The sequence below is a fragment of the Acinetobacter sp. HA genome, assembly GCF_000264725.1.
GTDB lineage: Bacteria > Pseudomonadota > Gammaproteobacteria > Pseudomonadales > Moraxellaceae > Acinetobacter > Acinetobacter schindleri.
In genome coordinates this window covers 59,846-77,070 of record NZ_AJXD01000098.1, presented here as the reverse complement: position 1 = coordinate 77,070, position 17,225 = coordinate 59,846, and the positions used below count along the sequence as shown (strand labels likewise).

Here is a 17,225-nt window from a genome sequence, read left to right as displayed (position 1 = left end):
AAAAAGGAACTCCGTTGAGTTCCTTTTTTATATTCTTAGATCTATATAGCTTAATGGCCGACCAAGGACTGAATATGTGCCATCTGCGGAATATGGTACATCGCCTCGCCCATACGTACATACTGGAAAATCGTCGGATCTGTCACTTCGCGTTCATCATCGACAATTTCCGAAATACGTAAACGGATAGTCTTTGGCATTTCATTGCACATCAGGGCAAAACGCTGATTCGCTTCATCCCCTTCAATGACTAATGCTACACCATTCTTACGGTCTGGATCATTCACTGCATAAACTGGAAGTTGTGCATCATGCCACTCTACAGTTTTTACCTGTGTAGCACTATCCAGCGCTGATAGAACAATGTTCTGCGGCAGCAACATCGGATCCTTGCCATGACAGTCGATGATATACGCATCAATAAATCCCGTAGATACGGTAATGAGATGCTGTAGCTCCTGCTGGCTGATTTTATCGGCCGACACTGCGTTCACATTAGTCTGACTATTCATTCATTACCCCTGTTGAGCAGCAATTAATTCTTGAACATTGGCAAGCAGCTCCGCTTCCTGGAACGGTTTACCCATATAGTGTGTCACACCCAGACTGAAGGCACGCTCACGATGCTTCTCCCCAGTACGTGAGGTGATCATGATAATTGGCAAGTTGCGGTGAATATCATGATGGCGAACCAGGTTAATTACTTCGAAACCATCCATACGTGGCATTTCAATATCCAGCAACATCAGGTCTGGACGGACATTTTCCAACTGTTCAATCGCGTCGACACCATCTTTGGCAGTGACAATATCATAACCCTGACGCTCTAACAGACGTGACGTTACCTTACGTACAGTTACCGAGTCATCGACAATCATGACCAGACGACGTGCATTACCACGACGCGACAGATCCTGCTGATCAGATAACTGTTTGATACGCTGAGTCGCCTGAACCTGACGGGCAATATTCTGACCATCCAGAATCAGACAGACCTGACCATCACCAAGAATGGTTGCACCTGCAATTACACCGACACTGGCAAACTGCTGCCCAATTGGTTTTACTACAATCTGTGCACGTGAGCCAACTAATTGATCCACCAGCAAAGCGATACTTTGACCACCATTACCCTTGATAAGGAGTACTGGTAATGAATGCGCGACATTGTTCAAACGTGGAATTGGCTGATTAGAGACAAACTCAGACAGATAGCGCAGCTTGTAGTTCACACCATCAATCTTGAAGTAATCATCCTTACTGTTGAAGTAAGTTTCCAGTGTTGCTGGTGCAATACGGACAATACGGTCAATCTGTGCCAGAGAAATGGCAAATTGCTGGTCACCTGCTTTCACCATCAAGGCATCACTGACTGCCACAGTGGTCGGTACGCGAATCGTAAAGGTCGTGCCTTTGCCCAGTTCAGAATTTACCGAAACGTGACCGCCCAGCGTTTTGATTTCGCTTTGTACCACGTCCAGACCAACACCTCGACCCGAAATCTGGGTGACTGCTTTAGCCGTACTGAAACCTGGATGGAAGATGAATTGCAGCAATTCTTCCTGATCCACCTGCTGTTCCGCTTTGATCAAGCCCAGACTGATGGCTTTAGCACGAATACTCTCCGCATCAATCCCCTTACCATCATCACTAAAGGAGATAATGACGTCGGTACCCTGACGGCTAATGTTCAGGACAATTGAACCGACTTCTGGCTTATTCAGCGCAAGCCGTTCTGCAGTATCTTCTAGACCATGGTCAATCGCATTACGCAGCATGTGCTCAAATGGGTTTACCAGACGTTCCAGAATGGTACGGTCGAGTTCACCTTCGGTATTCTGAACAATCAGCTCTGCCGGACGGTTCAGTGTGGTCGAAGTTTGACGTACAATACGTTGTAAACGTGGCAACATACGGTCAAATGGTACCAGACGGGTACGCATCAGACTTTCCTGAATCTCAGCCTGGATACGCGATTGTTGCAATAGCAAACCTTCGGTATCACGGATTTTTTCTGCCAACGTGGTCTTAAAGTCGACCAAGTCCGATGCAGATTCAGCAAGAGATTTAGATAACTGATTCAGGGATGAATATTGGTCCATCTCCAAGGGGTCGAAGTCAGCATAGCGTGAATTTTCTGAGCCATGTTTGGCAATAATCTGAGACTCCAGCTCGCCTTCCATACGGCGCAGCTGATCAGCCAGACGTTTGATCGCCAGTTCCATCTCATTTAAGGTATTGCCGAGTTGCCCCAGATCCATCTCGATACGCGAACGGTTAATTGCATTTTCGCCTGACAGGTCAATCATCTTCTCGACCAATTCGGCTGAAATACGGATCATCTCGTTATTGCTATCGCTTGAGGTGTTCTCATTCCACTCACCCATCATATTTGGTGGTTCAGTACCATCACCCTGGACAAACTCGAAACCAGTTGTAACTTCCAGATTTTCAGTTTTGGTCAGACGTTCAGGTAGCTGTGCAGTGACATCTACAAACTCAATCGCATCCAGCGCTGCTTTGATTTGCTCAAAACCATTGTAATCATGATCAAAAATGGCTTGACCCAGCCATTTCAGGGTCTTTTGTAGCAGACTGTCATAGGCATTGGAGTTAAAATGATGAACAGCAAACTGTTCAAATGCACTTTCCAGACCATAAGCAATACTTGCGATGCTTTCATTGCTGATCATGCGGGCGCCACCCTTGATACTGTGGGCAGCACGCTGAAGTTGCAGCAATAAGCTACGGTCACTTCGCTGATCGAACCATTGGTTCAGTAATTTTTCTGCATTTTCCAGAATCTCTTGCGATTCTTCCAGGAAGGTTTCTTCAACAATCGTTTGCAGATCATCTTCATCAGCAAGCATAGATTCAGCTGACTCAGCCGTAAGTGTTTCGCCTGACTGGTCTTCCTGAATTTGCTCATCTGATGCAGGAACAGATTCAGTTTCAAAGCTGTCTACTCGCTCAAGCGCTTGTGATTCCACAACGATCTCAGCAGATTCTGATGCATCGTCAATAACTTCTAGTTCTACAGAAGTCTCTGCTTCTACCGTCTCAACAGCAGCTACCGGAGTTGCAGTAGCTGTTCCAGCCACAAGTGCCTGGATATTTTGCAGCATATGAATAGCTTCAGGTGCCGGATAATCAATCTTATTATCACGAATACTCTGGATACGGTCTGACACGTTATCCTGTACCAGTCGGATAATCTGGATCAATGCAGGTGTTACGGTAATCTGCTGACGGATCACGCGCTCATAAATACTTTCCAGCTCATGTGCAATCGAACCGATATGCGTGGCAGCAATCATGTTTGCACCCCCCTTCAGGGTATGCAAATAACGCATCAGATTGTTCAATGAGTGGGTATTTTCAGGTTCTTTGGACCAGGTATTCAGGTCTTCATCAATGCCTGCCAGCAACTCATCTGCTTCTTCCAGGAAGATATCCAGCAAGTCTTCATCGAAATCACGGTTCGCATCTTCAGCGTCCTGCTGCTGACGATCAACTGCAATACGCTGGCTGAGCCCAGTAAAATCAACTGCTGTGGATATATCCGACTCTACTGGCGCAGATACCTCAGTTTCAACAACTTTGTCTGTAGCGAATACTTCGATGTCTTGCTGTACAAAGGCAGACAGATCCGCCAGAAGTTTTTCAACTTCGGCATTCAAAATCACCCGCTGTCCTGCCGCGAGCGTATCGAACAGGTGAATAAATTCCTGGTGTGCCTGTGCAAACAGTTCGAAGGCATAATCACTTTCAAGCAAGACCGGTCTCGCCAGCAAAGCATCATAAGCTTCTTTTAACTGGGATGCGAATTCATGAATACCGATCGATGCACGGTTATCCGTATGTACCATCAGCTCTGCGGCTTGCTGGCTCAAAGCTTCAATATAATCTGGATATTCTTCAAGTACCCGCTTATCAAACTCAAATTCGGCATCCAGTAACTGATCAATATTCAGTTCAACCAGACGTGTAACCATACCTTGAGATTGATCAGCATCCTGCTGTTCAGTCACAGTAAAGCCATAGGTATCCCAGGCATCCTCAAAAGTAGCAGAAATCCCTGCCAGCTTTTCAGTATTACCTTGTTTCAATAGATGTAAATAATCACCGATAAATTCTGAATATTGCTGTAATAGTGCTGTTTCTTTGGAAGTTGAAGCAATTTCATCCTGAACCAGCGTTTTAAATAAATTCTCTACTTTAACGCTGGCCTCACAGATATCATCAATCTGTGCCATAGAAGAGCTGCCACGCAGGGTATGCAATGCACGAATCAGGCCATTATAGTCTTGCTTGGCACTATTTTCATGTTTTAGGAAATCATGGATTGTCGCAAGATGTTCCTCGGCTTCTTCAACAAAGATCGCCACCGTTTCTTCAAGGTCAGTACGTTCTTCAGCAACTTCTACTCGTTCTGCGGTAGCAGTTTCAGCAATCTCTACTCCTGATGAATCTGCTTTTGCAGTATCCGCAAGCTCAAGACCTGTTAGCTGACCTTCAGCAGTCAGATTGTCCGCAAGTAGCAATAATTCTTCAAGTGCCGGTTCTGGACTCAATTGCTTTTGTAATTGTTGTCCTAAAAGTACGACTGGACGTAAATCAATGGTTAATGGCTGTACCTGCTTAAAGCATGGATACAATACATATTGATAGATATTTAAAGTTGCTTGCGCAAACTTCTGAATGACTGGTGTTAATTTGATTGAACCTGAAAGTACACGGTTCAAAGTATCTTCAACTGCCCAGGCAATTTCACCCGCCTGCTTCGCACCGACCATACGACCCGAACCTTTCAGCGTATGGAAATGGCGGCGAATGGTGGTTAATGTTTCTTGATGATCTGGTGTGGCAAACCACTGTGGCAATAAAGCATTTAACTCGACAAAGATTTCTTCAATCTCTTCGACAAATATCTCTAAAATTTCAGCATCTTGATCAAGATAACTATCTTCAGGAAGCGCTGTTGTTTCAACTAGATCTTTTAATATTTCTTTCATAGCTAAGGCTTCTTACGTTCTGCCGCCAAGAAGGGCGCTCAAACTTGATTGTGACCGTCACGCGAGACCTAACGTTTGAAGTTAAGTACATCTTGTCGAGGCTTGATCTGTATGTGGAGGTGTCCTAACCGGAATTAAGACACGCTCCTTCCCCCAAATTTGTCTGACTTATTCTGGAAGTTTAAAGTCAGATACAGATTCACGTAATGCATCGGCCATGTTAGCAAGTTCAGATACCGAACGTGCCGTATCGAAGGTTGCAGTCGTTGTTTGTGAAGTAATTTCCTGTACAACGTTCATCGTCGTTGCAATATGACCCGCAGATGCAGCCTGAAGTTTTGCTGCATCGGAAATGTTCGCAATCAGTTTTGCAAGGTTATTCGATACAGTTTGAATCTCGTCTAGTGCCACACCGGCATCTTTAGACAGGTTCGCACCACGCACAACTTCGGCAGTAGTCTGTTCCATCGAAATTACAGCTTCGTTGGTATCGGTCTGAATGGTTTTTACCAGGCCTTCAATCTGCTTGGTCGCAGATGCAGAACGTTCTGCCAGACGCTGTACTTCATCGGCAACTACGGCGAAACCACGGCCTGCTTCACCCGCCATAGATGCCTGAATCGCAGCGTTCAGTGCCAGGATGTTCGTCTGGTCGGCAATATCGTTAATCAGTGCGACGATGTTACCAATCTCTTGAGAAGACTCACCCAAACGTTTAATACGTTTAGAGGTTTCCTGGATCTGTTCACGAATCGTATCCATACCCTCAATAGAACGATGTACAACGTCTGCACCATTTGCTGCAATTTGTACTGAACGTTCCGCAACGACAGCAGACTCTTCGGCGTTGGCAGATACCTGGTCAATCGACAGTGCCATTTCGTTAATCGCTGCAGATGCACCGGCAATCTCTTGTGCCTGGTGTTCAGATGCTTCGGCTAACTGGTTGGTAATGCTCTGAGTAGTTGCAGTATATTGTGCAACTTCCTGAGATGTTTCAGTAATACGCGATACCAGATCACGTAATTGATCGATCGCGAAGTTAATCGAGTCAGCAATCGCACCGGTAAAGTCTTCAGATACCGTTGCATATGAACGTAAGTCACCATCTGCAAGGTCAGCAATTTCGTCAAGTAAACGAAGAATCGCATTCTGGTTACGGTCATATTCTTCTTGTAGGCGAGTTACACGCTGTTTATCCGATGCACCACGTAATGAAAGCAAACGGAATACGCAAACAATGAAGCCAGCCAGGAAGGTAAGTAACAATATTGCCGGAATAACTGTTTTTAAAGTTGAACCACCTGACAGTTTGTTCAGGTTATCTAATAGTTGGTCAGATTGAGAAAAAATAGATGCAGATGCCTGACGTACTTTTACAATCTGCGCTGAGTTTTTCAAAATTGTAGATGCAGCTGACTGTAATACATCATCATATTCAGCTTTAATACCTTCTAATGACTCACGTAAGTTCGGATCATCGATACGTTGTACACCCAGTTGTGCTGAACCATCTAACTGTGCATTTAAGTAAGCACCGAATGTTTCAGTATCCGAACTGAAGTCATCTGCAGACTCACGTGAACCATCTGTACCGGTTAACACCAAGCTGATCGAACGCAAGATACGTTCTGCAATGAATACCTGGTTTTTGGCAATAACCACCTGGTTCGACGGCATGTCCTGACGTGCCATCTGATCGACCATCAGGTTATATTCTGCCTGAATTCCTGGAATTGCTTCACCAATCGCGATGTTAGTATCGTAAAGTTGGTTAATGATTTTTTGTTGTGAAGAAATCAGGTCAATACTTGAAGATACTTCAGTCCATTGCTTGTCTACCGCTTGCAGGGCTTCATTATTCGAATGGATACTTTTTACCGTTTCCAGATTTTCAGCAAATGACTGCTGTGATTCGGTCAGTTTCTTCATTGCCTCAGGCGTGCCGGAAGCAGTCGCTTCAGTTGCTTGACGCGAAATGGTTTGTGAAAGTAGACGCAATTCACCCAAACTTTGTGTAAGTTCGTTGGCACGAGGAACGCTATAGAAAAGGTATAACAGTGTGATAGTTGCAGCAACAAGACAGCCAATTGCTCCGTAAATGAGTGGCTTAGACTTTTCACTATCACCAAATACACGTGATAGCTGATCTGCTTGTGATTGAATCTTGGCTAAAAAAGCATTACCGCCGCTGCGGCTGCTACTCTCGCCTGTATTTTTCTTCTTAAGCTTAAAGCCCATAAAGCTTCTCCCCGAATTTACGCCCTTTTACTTTCGTGCGACAATTAATTTATAAATTTTATAGATGCATTCATGTATTTTGGATTTTGCAACAAACGACTGAATAAAAAGACATGCCACTGCTGATTATGCTGGTGGAAATACCCCTGACAATATTCCTGTAAATTTTTGTCTAATTCAGTTGTTTTAGAAAAGAAACTTTTCTTATTAAAGTGTTGAATCCCCAAAACCTGATCTACAACCAGGCCGACATACTGATCATTATGGTTAATGCATAATACTTTTTGAGTAGGTGAATACTGGCTTCTATGTCCAGACATGTATTGAGCCAGATCTGAAACTGAAAGCAGTCGGCCCCGAATATTTGCCAGTCCCACTACCCACGGCTGAGTATTGGGAACAGGTGTATATTTTGGCGGATAGATAACTTCCGATACTTCCCCGAGCGGAGCAACAAAATATTGCCCCATCATTTCAAAAGCAATGCCTGACCATCGGTTGACTTCGTTGTCATTGGAAACGTAGTTTTTGTTACCCCGTTTCGCAATCCGAAGCAGTTCGATAAATCCATTCGCTGCCATAGCGCTTATCCTGCATTGAGGTGTTGCTTAATCACATCAATTAACTGATTTTCATCTACAGGTTTGGTCAGATAATCTGCTGCACCCTGACGCTTACCCCATACACGGTCAGTTGCCTGATCCTTGGTACTTACAATGACAATTGGAATATGTTTGGTTGTTGCCCCACGAGCGATCTGGCGTGTCGCTTGAAAACCGTTTACCCCTGGCATGACGACATCCATTAACACCAGATCAGGCAATTCTGCCTGCGCCATGGTCACCCCATCAGCCCCATTTGCTGCTTCAATCACGTCAAAACCGTGCTTGGATAGAATTTCGCGGAAACGAAAAGTTTCGGTCGGTGAATCATCTACAATTAGAATACGTGGCATGCCAATTTCCCCAAGAAAAAATCAAATAAATTAAGCACTGATATGGTTGCGGATTGCGGTAAGCAACTCATCTTTACTAAATGGCTTGGTGAGATATTCATCTGAACCAACCACACGGCCTTTGGCCTGATCGAACAAACCATCTTTACTCGATAGCATAATAACAGGAATGTTCTGATAACTTTGCGAGTTTTTAATTAAGGCACAAGTCTGATAACCATCAAGGCGAGGCATCATGATATCTACAAAAACGATGTCGGGATTTGCTTCTGCAATTTTTGACAATGCTTCAAAACCGTCTACTGCGGTAATGACTTCACAACCTTCACGCTGAAGAAGAGTTTCTGCTGTACGACGAATGGTTTTTGAATCATCAATGACCATCACTTTTAGATTTTGGAATTTATCGTCCATTTCTTACCCCTTCCCATTCAGAAACCATAAGCGACCACAGGCTTATAGCGGAATTTTATATAAGTGTCGATTATTTTTAACATACCTGTCCAGAGATTATCAACGAGCATTTTCTACACAAGTAGTCAAAAAATTATAATTTCAATAACGACTTCACACTTTCCCTGTTTCAATGATTTTTTTTGAGTGGTAATAGCTTTTTATTGTCGGAATTAGGAATAATATACCAATATTATTACTTCTAATTAAGTAATTTAGTCAACTTTAAAAGAACTTTATTAGTAAACTTTTTTCGCGGAGCCGATAATGCGCCAGTTTGGGGAAAAACCTGCTTATATAGGTCAAAGAAAATCCATAATCAGGCAGACTGCTGTTTTAGTGGTACTTATGCTGCAAACCATGTTGACTATTAGCCATGCATCCGCAACAAATAACGTGCCTCAAAAAGCAAAATGGTATCGTTATTATGATCATAAGGGGGTAGCAAATATTAGCAGCAACGTGACCCCTAACCATATTCGTTATGGCTATGAAGCACTAGATCAGAATATGCAGGTGATTCAGCGTGCCAAACCTTATAATGTTGAAGCAGATATTCGTCAGGCACCTCAACGCGCAGCACTTGCCAGACAACAGGCAGAAGACCAGAAGTTAAAACGTGCCTATAATAATAGTCAGATTGCATTACAAAAAAAGAATGAAGTACTCTCTCAGTTGAAAAAGCAAATGGCTTTCCAACAAGAGCAACTTAAGCAGCTACAAAAAGATCGGATTATGTTTGTACGTCAGGAACGTGAATTTCTGCGTAAAGGTAAAAATGTACCTGAGCACCTTAAAAAAACCTTAGTTACCAATGAAAAAAACCTGACTGCACAAAAAGAAAATATTCAATCTTTACAAAGCCGCTATCGAAATCAGGAAGCAGAATACGACAGAATTATCCAGCGTTTAAAAGCGCTTGAATAATCTTTTATTCCTGATGCTGCTTCTGTGGTCAGCGCTATAAAAAGGACTCCTATGCACCCTGCACAGCATACTTATTTTTCGAAAAATAATACCAGTCGCTCTACTTTTGTCATGAGTCTGCTCTGTATGAGTCTGCTCTTAACTGCATGTAATAAACAAGAAACAGCTGATTCAACGCCATCAAAAAATCAAAACAATGTAGAACTGATTGCTCAAGACCTGATTGAGGTAAAGACAGGCAATGCTGTGCAAAAAACAGCATTTACCGGGACTATCCGTGCGGTAAATCAAAGTAGCATTCAGGCTCAGGTGACCGCTACAGCGACCAGTGTCAATGCTCAAGTCGGGCAACGCGTTCGGAAAGGTCAGGTGCTGGTTCGCCTGAATAATCAGGACAATGCTGCGCGTCTTGCACAGGCCCAGGCCAATCGTGCATCGGCTCAAGCACAGGCGAATCAGGCACGCCTCATGATGGAACGTAAGCAGCGCCTACTCAATCAAGGTTTTATTTCCAAAGCTGAATATGAACAAAGCCGTGTCGACTATCAAACACAATTAGAAAATGTTCGTGCACAACAGGCCAATGTCGATATTGCACAAAAGGCAGATCGGGATGGCATCATTAGCAGCCCGATTAGTGGGGTAATTACCCAACGTCAGGTTGAGCCAGGTCAGACTGTCGCTCCCGGTCAAACCATTTTTGAAATTGTCGATCCAGATCAACTGGAAATTCAGGCTAAAGTGCCGAGCGACATGCAGGCTGACCTGAAAACTGGCAGTAAAATTGAATACCGTATTCAGGGCAATCCAAACCTGCTTACTGCCAGTATCAGCCGGATCTCTCCTATTGCAGATCAGGCCAGTCGTCAGATTGAATTCTTTGCTCGTCCAAATGAAACCATTACTTCTTTAAGTATCGGCTCCTTTGTGGATGGCGAGATTCTCAGTGCTCGCCAGATTTCCGGACAGCTGATTCCTCTGGATACTATCCGGGATATTCAGAACAAGCCTTATGTCTGGGCTGTTCGCCAGAATAAGATCATTAAAGTGAATGTGGATGTACTAGAACAACGTTATAACGATAATCTTGCCGTCGTTCGCGGACTTGAAAGTAGTGATCGGGTCAGCCGAATCAGCTTCACGGATGCCGATATTAATAAAACCGTCACCCTTGGCCAGAACTAAAATCATAAAAGGATTATCAAGATGTGGTTGACGCGTATTAGTGTGAAGTTTCCTGTATTTACCATCATGATGATGTTCTGTCTGATGGTACTGGGCCTCGCTTCTTGGCAACGTATGGGTGTGGAAGAGTTTCCAGATGTGGATTTTCCTTTCGTGGTGGTCTATACTAACTATCCGGGTGCTTCTCCTGAAACGGTTGAATCTGAGATCACCAAAAAACTGGAAGACCAGATCAATACCATTTCTGGCCTTAAACAGGTGATTTCACAATCCAGTGAAGGCCTGTCGATGATTACGGCAGAATTTAACCTGGATGTACCATCAACCACTGCTGCACAGGATGTGCGAGATAAAATTGCGTCTGTTACTGCCGATTTTCGTGATGAAATTCAGGAACCCGTGGTTGAGCGTTATGACCCATCTGCCAATGCTGTCATGTCGATCGTATTTGAATCCGACAAAATGGATCTCAAATCATTAAGTTCTTATCTTGATCAACGTATTGTACCGCAGCTACGTACTGTTCCCGGTGTGGGTACAGTCAACCTGCTCGGTGATGCCCAGCGTCAGATCCGTATTCAGGTTGAACCACAAAAATTACAAGCTTTTAGGATTGGTGTAGACAGTGTCATTAACACACTGAAATCTGAAAATATTGAAGTTCCTGGTGGTACGCTGAAATCTGGCAATTCTGAGCTGGTGATTGAAATCAATTCTAAAGTGCTGCATCCACAAGCCTTTGGGGACCTGGTCATTGCCAATAAAAATGGTGCACCTATTTTCCTGAAACAGGTTGCCAAGATTGAGGATAGTCAGGCCGAACTGGAAACAGGTGCTTTCCTGGATGGCAAGGCAGCAGTGGCTATCGATATTCTGCGTAGTTCTGACTCTAATGTTATTGAAGTTGTCGATGAAACTTATAAAACTTTAGAAAGCATTAAAGCCCAGCTCCCGCAAGGTACTACTTTGCAAGTGGTGGTTGATTCCTCCAAAAGCATTCGTGGAACGATTGGCGATGTGGCACGAACCATCATTGAAGGGGCTGTGCTTGCAGTACTGATCGTATTGCTATTTTTAGGTTCTTTCCGTTCTACTGTCATTACTGGCCTTACTTTACCGATTGCCCTGCTTGGTACCTTAACCTTTATCTGGGCCTTTGGTTTCACCATCAATATGATGACGCTGCTGGCACTTTCGCTCAGTATTGGTCTGTTGATTGATGATGCCATTGTGGTCCGGGAAAATATTGTACGTCACAGTGATATGGGCAAAGACCATGTCACTGCCGCTCTGGATGGCACCAAAGAAATTGGTCTGGCTGTTCTCGCTACGACTCTGACCATTGTCGCAGTCTTTTTACCCGTTGCATTTATGGGCGGCATTATTGGCCGTTTCTTCTTCCAGTTTGGCGTCGCGGTAAGTACCGCTGTGCTGATTTCCATGTTTGTCAGCTTTACCCTGGATCCAATGCTGTCTGCGCATTGGGCAGAGCGTAAAAAGGATCCAAATAAAAAACCCAACGCGGTAAAACGCTTTTTTACCTGGATTTCCAATAAGCTCGATGGCTTAAGCGATGTCTACGAGAAATTACTCAAACTGGCACTGCGTTTTAGATTAATCACGATTCTGATTGCGGTTGCTTCTCTATTCGGTGCTCTCGGACTTTCCAAATTGATTGGTACCGAATTTGTACCTGTGCCAGACAAAGGTGAAATCCGGATTAAATTCGAAACTCCGGTTGATTCATCTCTGGAGTATTCTCAAGCCAAACTCCAGCAGGTTGATCAGATCATCCGTAAACATCCGGATGTACGTGCGACTTATGGCGTCATTAATGGGGTTACCGACCGGGGCAAAAACCATGTCAGTCTACGCGTCACTGTGACGCCACGGACTGAACGTGAAAAAACTCTGAACGACCTTAACAATGAATTCCGTGAGCGCTTGCAGTCTGTAGGTGGGATTACCATTACTTCAGTCGCCTCCGCAGACGAAACTGTTTCTGGTGGGCAAAAGCCCATCATGATCTCTATTAAAGGGCCAGATCTGGATGAATTACAAAAAATTTCTGACCGCTTTATGGCAGAGATTAGCAAAGTAGAGGGTGTGGTTGACCTTGAGAGTTCATTAAAAGAACCCAAGCCTACTCTGAGTGTACAGGTCAATCGATTACTGGCAAGTGATCTTGGTCTTTCAGTCAATCAGATTGCCAATGTCATACGTCCATTAATTGCTGGTGATGATGTCACCTCTTGGCAAGATGAGAAAGGTGAAACCTATGACGTGAATTTACGCCTGACTGAAGATAAACGTACTCTACCAAGTGACTTACAAAATATGTATCTCACATCAAATAAGGCCGATGCGAATGGTCAACCAATCATGGTTCCCCTCTCAAGTGTGACAAAATTTGAGGAAAAACTTGGAGCATCCCAGATTAACCGCCGTGATCTGGCGCGTGAAGTACTGGTAGAAGCCAATACAGCTGGTCGTCCTGCAGGCGATATCGGTACGGACATTAGCAAAGTACAGGCTGATTTTGACTTACCACCGGGCTATAGCTTTGACACTCAAGGCGCCAATGCTGATATGGCTGAATCTGCAGGTTATGCCCTGACAGCGATAACTCTATCGATCGTGTTCATTTATATTGTACTCGGTTCACAGTTCAACAGCTTTATTCACCCAGCTGCGATCATGGCTTCGTTGCCCTTGTCCTTGATTGGTGTATTCCTAGCCCTGTTCCTGTTTAACTCGACCATGAACCTGTTCTCGATCATCGGGATCATTATGTTGATGGGTCTAGTGACCAAAAATGCTATCCTGCTGATTGACTTCATCAAGAAAGCCATGGACCGTGGTGAAGATCGCTATGAAGCCATTATCGCTTCTGGTAAAACCCGTTTACGTCCAATCCTGATGACAACGAGTGCTATGGTCATGGGTATGGTTCCTTTGGCACTTGGACTCGGTGAAGGTGGTGAACAGAGTGCACCTATGGCACATGCGGTGATTGGTGGGGTGATCACCTCTACCCTACTGACCTTAGTCGTTGTTCCAGTCATCTTTACTTATTTAGATGACTTTAAAAATTTTATGCTGCGCCATACACGTAAAATCATGTCATAATTTATTGCATAACAGTGGGGTGACATTCTGAAATGTTCACCTCATTTTTTATTGTATAATCTCTGCTTTAACGCTTAATTTTTTAGGACAGTTTCCATGCGCGCGAGTCGCTTTTTATTTGCAACGTTGAGAGAAACCCCGAACGATGCTGAAGTTATTTCACATCAGCTAATGCTTCGTGCCGGTATGATTCGTAAGTTGGCTTCAGGTTTATATACCTGGCTGCCGATGGGCGTTCGCGTATTAAATAAAGTTGAAGCGATCGTTCGCGAAGAAATGGATCGTGCTGGTTCATTACAGGTGTTGATGCCGGTAACTCAGCCTGCTTCACTTTGGGAAGAATCTGGCCGTTATGTTCAATATGGTCCTGAACTGCTTCGTTTCAAAGACCGTCATACCAATGATTTCGTACTTGGTCCTACACACGAAGAAGTCATTACTGATCTTGCGCGCAATGAGTTAAAAAGCTATAAGCAATTGCCTGCCAATTTCTATCAAGTACAGACTAAATTCCGGGACGAAATTCGTCCACGTTTTGGTGTAATGCGTTCACGTGAATTCATCATGAAAGATGCATATTCTTTTCACGCAGACCAGGAATCACTGCAAGAAACTTACGACAAGATGTATGATGCGTACTGCAAAATCTTTACCCGTTTAGGTTTAAATTTCCGTCCAGTACAGGCGGATACTGGTTCAATTGGTGGTTCAGGTTCTCACGAATTCCACGTCCTGGCTTCAAGCGGCGAAGATGACATCGCATTCTCGACTGAATCGGATTATGCAGCCAACATCGAAATGGCTGAAGCAGTTCTGGTTGGTGAACGCGCTGCACCCGCTCAAGAATTAAAAGTTGTTGACACGCCAAATCAAAAAACCATTGCTGATGTATCTCACTTCCTGGGTACTGATCCTGCACATTCAGTGAAAGCTCTCCTCGTTCAAGGCGTTGCAAAAGAAGCGGATCAGCCTGCTCCAGTTGTTGCTTTGTTCCTTCGTGGCGACCACGAACTGAATGAAATTAAAGCTGAAAAGCATCCACAAATTGCTGCTCCTTTAGCGTTTGCAACTGAAGCTCAACTTGCTGAACTTGGCTTAACGGCAGGTTTTGTAGGTCCACAAGGTCTGGTAGAAAAAGGGATTACGGTCATTGCTGACCGTGCTGCTTCTGTACTGTCTGACTTCGTTTCGGGTGCAAACGAAGCTGACAAGCATGCGACTGGTGTAAACTGGGACCGTGACGCACAATTTACTGAGGTTTATGACCTGCGTAATGTAGTTGAAGGTGATCCATCTCCAGATGGTAAAGGCACGCTTCAAATCAAGCGTGGTATCGAAGTCGGTCATATCTTCCAGTTAGGCAAAAAATACTCAGAAGCGTTAGGCTGTAAAGTCCTTGGTGAAGATGGTAAGCCATTTACTGTAACGATGGGTTGTTACGGTATCGGTGTGACTCGTGTGGTTGCGTCTGCAATTGAGCAAAACTATGATGAGAAAGGCATCATCTGGCCAGCTGCAATTGCACCATTTGAAGTTGCCATTGTGCCGATGAATGCGCACAAATCACCGCGTACTTTAGAAGCTGCTGAAGCGCTTTATGCAGAGCTTCAAGCTGCAGGTTATGACGTACTGCTGGATGATCGTAATGAACGTCCAGGGGTAAAATTCTCTGACCTTGAGCTAACTGGTATTCCACACCGTATCGTGATTGGTGAAAAAGGTCTGGATGCAGGCACTTTTGAATATAAAGGTCGCCGTGATGCTGAATCAGTCAACCTTTCTAAAGAAGAGTTATTGGCTAAAATTGCGAAATAATTTGTCTTTGAAGTAAAAAATCCCGCTAAGTGCGGGATTTTTTTATGTTTGAAATTAACAGAACTTGTGCCCGCCGAAACAGTTAGATGTAACCGACTGATTCTGCAAGACCTGATTTTGTAAGGTTAATCGCGCAGGCTGTCCAGTATAATATCCTGTATAGGCGCCAACATTGATATTCATTTTTCGTTCAATTGGGGTGCCTGCTAAAGAACCCAGCGCTTCAATCACTGATACATCTACATTATGATAACTTGCCATCAGCTCAGTAGTCAGTGCTTTAGCAACTTGTGGCAATACAGCAGACACATCTACCAAATCTTTTGTTTCTAAGTATCCCAAGTCAATTGGATCTTTAAACGACATCCACCACCCTGCTTTTGCTATATCTTTATCGTCAGCGCCTAACCACTGCACATCACGGCTTTGCAAAGACAGATATCCACCTGTACCGGATAATGGAATGTTATGAATCATATTTAAGGCTTGAACAAAGGTAATATCCATATTCAAGTTTTCTAAGGTTGATCCTTTTGCCATTTTAAAGAATGAGTGATCTCCGACCTCAATACTCCCTAATGAAATTAGAGCAGGAAACGTGACATATAGCTGGTCTTTAGAAAAGTCTGGTGTGCCATTTACGTCAGGCCCATACGAACCACTCTCTGATGCAGCAAGTGGAATAGATGTTAAGGTAGAACGAATACCAGAAACGACTGCTGAGTTAAGACGTTTACCGGTTACGACTGTTTCTGGCATCACAAAATCTGCACGCATCGAAGGTACAGTAATTCCAGTATGACCTTCAGCACCAGGTTTACTGGTATAAGTACGGTCTTGTCCTAAAGCGGTTAATGTACCACTAATTTTCTGATCTGATGCATTACCAAAGGTTGCAGCCTTAGTATAGGAGTGACCTTCTGTTTGAGCCATTTTCATATAACCACTGAAGCTTTTAATTCCGTCTTGTGGATCTGGAATATTGTCCGTACCCAAGGTCAGTAAGCCTAAAATTTCTTCTGCACCTAGACGAAAACCCACAACTTCACGTGTAGCTGTCTGATTACCACTGATTGCAAACTCAATAAATGGATTGGTAATTTGAGCACTGGTTGCAGCACGTTCACCCGTAAAACTTGGAGAGCCATCGGTCTTTTGCCCTGTTGCTGGACCACTTAATGATATATTGGAAATATCAATATCACAGGCATTTGCACCATTCATCCCACCACAGCCCAATTGGAGACTTTTAATATTAACATTAAGTTCCATTAATGCTTCTAGGCCTAGTTTATGAAACTTGATACCTTGCCCTGAATCATAATTAGTCTGCATATTTAAAAGAGCTTGGCCTTCTACTGCTGCCAGTTCCTGATCCGCTAAAGCAGTTAGAGCAATCCCTTGCTGTGATGTTGCTAGTATTGCAAATGCAAGACTGCTCATTATTATTTTTTTCATCTTATAATCCCATGAAGTATCAGTTACTCAATTTAGAACAATAATTC

11 protein-coding genes are annotated in these 17,225 nt (G+C 43.9%); 4 read left to right on the top strand and 7 right to left on the bottom strand.

Going from position 1 to position 17,225, the window contains the following annotated elements; genetic code table 11:
• Positions 1–50 precede the first annotated feature (50 nt).
• From HADU_RS14500 to pilG, 6 genes are all read right to left on the bottom strand, one after another.
• Positions 51–512 (bottom strand): hypothetical protein, encoded by a 462-nt coding sequence (locus HADU_RS14500; protein WP_008307514.1) that lies wholly within the window; start codon positions 510–512, stop codon positions 51–53.
• A gap of 3 nt (positions 513–515) precedes the next feature.
• A complete protein-coding gene (locus tag HADU_RS14495; RefSeq protein ID WP_008307513.1) occupies positions 516–5,015 on the bottom strand; it encodes an Hpt domain-containing protein in 4,500 nt (1,499 codons plus the stop codon).
• 168 nt (positions 5,016–5,183) lie between these two features.
• Positions 5,184–7,256, bottom strand: coding sequence for a methyl-accepting chemotaxis protein (locus tag HADU_RS14490; RefSeq protein WP_004814766.1), 2,073 nt, complete (start codon positions 7,254–7,256; stop codon positions 5,184–5,186).
• 44 nt (positions 7,257–7,300) lie between these two features.
• Positions 7,301–7,837: a chemotaxis protein CheW gene (locus HADU_RS14485; protein WP_004814765.1), complete on the bottom strand. Its 537-nt coding sequence runs from the start codon at positions 7,835–7,837 to the stop codon at positions 7,301–7,303.
• Positions 7,838–7,842: 5 nt separating this feature from the next.
• A complete protein-coding gene (locus HADU_RS14480) occupies positions 7,843–8,211 on the bottom strand; it encodes a response regulator (RefSeq protein WP_004814764.1) in 369 nt (122 codons plus the stop codon).
• 30 nt (positions 8,212–8,241) lie between these two features.
• Positions 8,242–8,625, bottom strand: coding sequence for a twitching motility response regulator PilG (gene pilG, locus HADU_RS14475; protein WP_004814763.1), 384 nt, complete (start codon positions 8,623–8,625; stop codon positions 8,242–8,244).
• A 306-nt stretch (positions 8,626–8,931) separates the two neighbouring features.
• On the opposite strand from pilG, the gene HADU_RS14470 reads away from it, so the two are divergent.
• The 4 genes from HADU_RS14470 to HADU_RS14455 all read left to right on the top strand — a co-directional run bounded on the left by HADU_RS14470 (position 8,932) and on the right by HADU_RS14455 (position 15,720).
• On the top strand, positions 8,932–9,591 hold the full coding sequence (locus tag HADU_RS14470; RefSeq protein ID WP_034593087.1) for a hypothetical protein: 660 nt from the start codon (positions 8,932–8,934) through the stop codon (positions 9,589–9,591).
• A 51-nt stretch (positions 9,592–9,642) separates the two neighbouring features.
• Positions 9,643–10,776 (top strand): efflux RND transporter periplasmic adaptor subunit, encoded by a 1,134-nt coding sequence (locus HADU_RS14465; RefSeq protein ID WP_008307508.1) that lies wholly within the window; start codon positions 9,643–9,645, stop codon positions 10,774–10,776.
• 21 nt (positions 10,777–10,797) lie between these two features.
• Positions 10,798–13,905, top strand: coding sequence for an efflux RND transporter permease subunit (locus tag HADU_RS14460; protein WP_008307506.1), 3,108 nt, complete (start codon positions 10,798–10,800; stop codon positions 13,903–13,905).
• Between the two features lie 96 nt (positions 13,906–14,001).
• On the top strand, positions 14,002–15,720 hold the full coding sequence (locus HADU_RS14455) for a proline--tRNA ligase (protein WP_004891776.1): 1,719 nt from the start codon (positions 14,002–14,004) through the stop codon (positions 15,718–15,720).
• Positions 15,721–15,774: 54 nt separating this feature from the next.
• Here the strand turns inward: HADU_RS14455 and HADU_RS14450 are convergent, their stop codons facing one another.
• Positions 15,775–17,178: a hypothetical protein gene (locus tag HADU_RS14450; RefSeq protein ID WP_005223032.1), complete on the bottom strand. Its 1,404-nt coding sequence runs from the start codon at positions 17,176–17,178 to the stop codon at positions 15,775–15,777.
• Positions 17,179–17,225 lie beyond the last annotated feature (47 nt).

Excerpts from the sequence above, each read along its gene's own strand:
- HADU_RS14460 (WP_008307506.1), top strand. The coding sequence starts at position 10,798 with ATGTGGTTGACGCGTATTAGTGTGAAGTTTCCTGTATTTACCATCATG.
- HADU_RS14455 (WP_004891776.1), top strand. The coding sequence starts at position 14,002 with ATGCGCGCGAGTCGCTTTTTATTTGCAACGTTGAGAGAAACCCCGAAC.
- HADU_RS14450 (WP_005223032.1), bottom strand. The coding sequence starts at position 17,178 with ATGAAAAAAATAATAATGAGCAGTCTTGCATTTGCAATACTAGCAACA.
- HADU_RS14490 (WP_004814766.1), bottom strand. The coding sequence starts at position 7,256 with ATGGGCTTTAAGCTTAAGAAGAAAAATACAGGCGAGAGTAGCAGCCGC.
- HADU_RS14485 (WP_004814765.1), bottom strand. The coding sequence starts at position 7,837 with ATGGCAGCGAATGGATTTATCGAACTGCTTCGGATTGCGAAACGGGGT.
- HADU_RS14465 (WP_008307508.1), top strand. The coding sequence starts at position 9,643 with ATGCACCCTGCACAGCATACTTATTTTTCGAAAAATAATACCAGTCGC.
- HADU_RS14470 (WP_034593087.1), top strand. The coding sequence starts at position 8,932 with ATGCGCCAGTTTGGGGAAAAACCTGCTTATATAGGTCAAAGAAAATCC.
- pilG (WP_004814763.1), bottom strand. The coding sequence starts at position 8,625 with ATGGACGATAAATTCCAAAATCTAAAAGTGATGGTCATTGATGATTCA.
- HADU_RS14495 (WP_008307513.1), bottom strand. The coding sequence starts at position 5,015 with ATGAAAGAAATATTAAAAGATCTAGTTGAAACAACAGCGCTTCCTGAA.
- HADU_RS14480 (WP_004814764.1), bottom strand. The coding sequence starts at position 8,211 with ATGCCACGTATTCTAATTGTAGATGATTCACCGACCGAAACTTTTCGT.
- HADU_RS14500 (WP_008307514.1), bottom strand. The coding sequence starts at position 512 with ATGAATAGTCAGACTAATGTGAACGCAGTGTCGGCCGATAAAATCAGC.